This is a genomic window from Sphingomonas sp. CFBP 13706, assembly GCF_014842355.1.
Classification (GTDB): Bacteria; Pseudomonadota; Alphaproteobacteria; order Sphingomonadales; family Sphingomonadaceae; genus Sphingomonas; species Sphingomonas aerolata.
This window is the reverse complement of sequence record NZ_JACYVM010000043.1, coordinates 1-3049: the sequence shown is the minus strand read 5'-3', so window position 1 is coordinate 3049 and position 3049 is coordinate 1. Positions and strand designations below refer to the sequence as shown.

General features: G+C 55.4%; 2 protein-coding genes. Both read right to left on the bottom strand.

Annotation, left to right across the window (positions count from 1 at the left end):
* Positions 1-269 precede the first annotated feature (269 nt).
* Positions 270-1619 (bottom strand): surface lipoprotein assembly modifier, encoded by a 1350-nt coding sequence (locus tag IFS44_RS21480; protein WP_192100151.1) that lies wholly within the window; start codon positions 1617-1619, stop codon positions 270-272.
* A 25-nt stretch (positions 1620-1644) separates the two neighbouring features.
* Complete coding sequence (locus tag IFS44_RS21475; protein ID WP_192100149.1) at positions 1645-2757, bottom strand: transferrin-binding protein-like solute binding protein; 1113 nt, start codon at positions 2755-2757, stop codon at positions 1645-1647.
* Positions 2758-3049 lie beyond the last annotated feature (292 nt).

Genomic DNA, 3049 nt, shown 5'->3' with positions numbered 1-3049 from the left:
AAACGAACGGCAGCTTTCAGGCATCGTCACAGAACCAAAGAAGGTCGACAAGTGGGCGACAGCGGTCCGGCCGCTTTTTAGTTGGGTGTCGCGCCCTGTCGTCAAACATACGATTGGCGACACGCGCTAGCGCGGCCCGCCTCTGTCATGCTTGGACCGAGCAGTCTTAGTCCTGCCATATAATCATTGTGGTCTCCGCAACCGAAAAAATCGCAACCTGCCAGCATCGCTCGATTCGGTTTCCGGTCGGGCCGTTCAGTTTTACGTTACTAGAAGTATCTAGCTGCCGTTAGTTCGAAACGACTGCGCTTTATCGCGTATAATCCGATAGACGAGCTAACGCGATTATACGTCCAGTTTAACTGTGGAGAAAATCCCATAACTCGTATCTTACGGTTGCCCAGCGTTGTCCGTATGACTAAACGGGTGTCACGCCGCGACTTGACATCGAATATCAGCAGTGGGGCATCAAAAACTGCTCGGGACATCCCTAAGCTGCCGCCTATATTGAAGCCGTGGCGCAGTTCGCCGCCAACACCCAAATTGCCGCCAACCTCGATGTTGGAAAAGGCGTCTTCTCGCAACCATTCACGTCGAAAAAACGGCCCAGCAGAAACAACCAGCGTTCGCGCTATAGCGTGCTCGATCGTTCCATATAAACCGCCTTGCCAGCCATTGTAGCCGCGGTCGAAATAAGCTCGAACATGGCGAACATCAACTTGGTAGCCAAAGCGATCGCGTTTGCCGAGGACCATTTGCCCCCCGGTCCGCGCGCCAATCTGAGCGGTCGCCGCCTTCCCGCCGAACCAACGGCGTGCATAGACACCTTCAAGTGAAACGCTGCTGGTTGGAGTGACGCGATATTCGCCCCCGGCCGAGGTCTGCACGTTGTAATCATCAAACTGACTGCCACTGTAGTTCGACCCATTCGCGTCGAACTCCGCAAGCGCAGATACTGTTTTCGAGATGGGAAGACGCAACCCGGTGGAAAGCTGGGCAGTCAGCCCGACGCCCGAGTGAGCTTTCGCTTCGTCGTTCAGATCCGCTTGATAAGCGCTGTCACCGAGCAAGACCGTTACGGATTGAGCTGATGTTGCGTTGTTTATGTTAGTATCAGGTGCGATGCCGATATTCAGGTCAAGACGCCAAGTCCTTCCGCTCCGTATCGTGTCGCGTACCGTGCGTATCGTCCTGGCGATCTGCTGAGGCAGTTCCGTATCCTGCTGAGCAATTCGTAGCTGGCGATCGGCGCTTGCCGTCTTTTTTAAAGCTATCAACGCCTGCGCCAATTCAAGGCGGACTCTGGTCTGGGCGGGATCGTTGGCCAAAATTGCCATGAATTGATTCACTGCACCGGCGTAGTCGCCGGTCCGGGAGGCTATCAACCCTCCCAGAAATTCTGTTTGTAACTTGAACCCAGGTGCAAGACGCAATGCTTCTACAAGAGGTAAAGCTTCCGCATAATGCTTCTCAGAAATCAGACGTTCCGCCGCGGCCAGTAACTGCGGCGGCGTTAGCTCAATACGACAAGTACCGGCGGAACAGTTGCCTTCCGGAGCGGCAGACGCCGGCGATGCACAGGCAAATGTCGCCGTGCCGGCGATTAGCGCGAAGCGCATGTCGAGGAATCCTCGTCAAAGCTCACTACTTTTTCACGCCTATAAAACCGCCGAGAATATCAATCCGCTGATTTGGTATCCCGCCTACAATCCGGAAGTTGCCGCCGACGTTCTTCGCATCCGGACCATAAAACGTACCGTCGATCGAGCTCGCACCTGCGGTTGCCGTACCCGCACTGACAGACGTGAAATCGATCGGAGTAGCCGTGCCGTTGCTAGAGAAGGCGGCTGAAGCAAACTTGCCGCTAAAAGCTGTCGAGGCTGATGTCCAACCGGCCGAGCCAGCCGCAGCGAAGCTTGAGCCGGAGGGCACACTTAGCGCAGAATCCGCCACAGGCTTATTCTGAACGAATGCAGGGCCGACTTTGCCAGAAAGACTCAGCGAAAGAGTACGTTTCGCAAAGTCCACTTCTACCGCACTTATTCCTTCCAGCCACTGCTGCACCCGAGCTGAATTGCCTTGCTGAGCGATCATGGTCGCCAGGAACTGGCCGTCGAAATGTGCAGCCCCCTTCGTCGGCGTTTGCGTGGTCGTAGAACGCGTTCCAAAAACCAGCACCCCTTGTTCGGCCAGAGACGAGCCCTCCTCACTTGCCTGGCTTCGCTCAAACCCCGCGAGCGAGACAAATGATCCGCTGCTATTTGGGCGTTTGTAGAAAAAGGTCAGCGGAACGGTGCCATCAAGAACATGAAGATAATTGAAGCCGGCCAATAGTGGTACTTGGCGTTCTACATTATTGGCATCCGCTGTAGTCCGGTGCCCCGGGTCTTGGAACGTGATGTTTCTAGAAACATTTGCTTTGCTATCTGCGATCGTCATTACGAAAACCCCGTCACGGGGGTCATAGCTGATCGTTCCCGAGGGGGCTTCAACGGTACTTGCGTTGCCTTGGTAAAGCGACGAGCCATCCGCGTTGACTGCAAGCGAATGCACGGCACCGACGGCGTCAAACTTTGTTGCCGTAGAAACGTCGAAAAGATTGGTCTGCGTGCTATTTGGCGTTTGCGTAGGTGTGGGGGTTGGCGTCAACGAGATCACAGCCCCACCTGGTGCGGAAGATCCTATGGAACTGACGTTTCCGCCGGCCCCGCCACAAGCGGCGAGCGGTAAGGAAAGAGCAATAATTACAGCGCGCATCGGAAACTCCACGGGCAAATCACAACGCCGGAGGTACCGCGTCATGATTAACAATCTGTCATTGTTGAACCCGGTCGCGGTACTTAGCCCGGCTTCGAGAGAGCCCACTAACCGAACGGGGCTGGATGCCTCGCTGAACGGACAACGGCGGCAGACAATGGAGTTCTGGCGGTTTTGACTGGGACGGCTTCAGCGCGGTCGATGACGTTCATGAGCAGGCCATGGACGGAATTGGAACGTCTAGTTCTGGTGGATTGTGTTGAAAAAGTCGGCCTTGCAGTGGTGTCGGCGG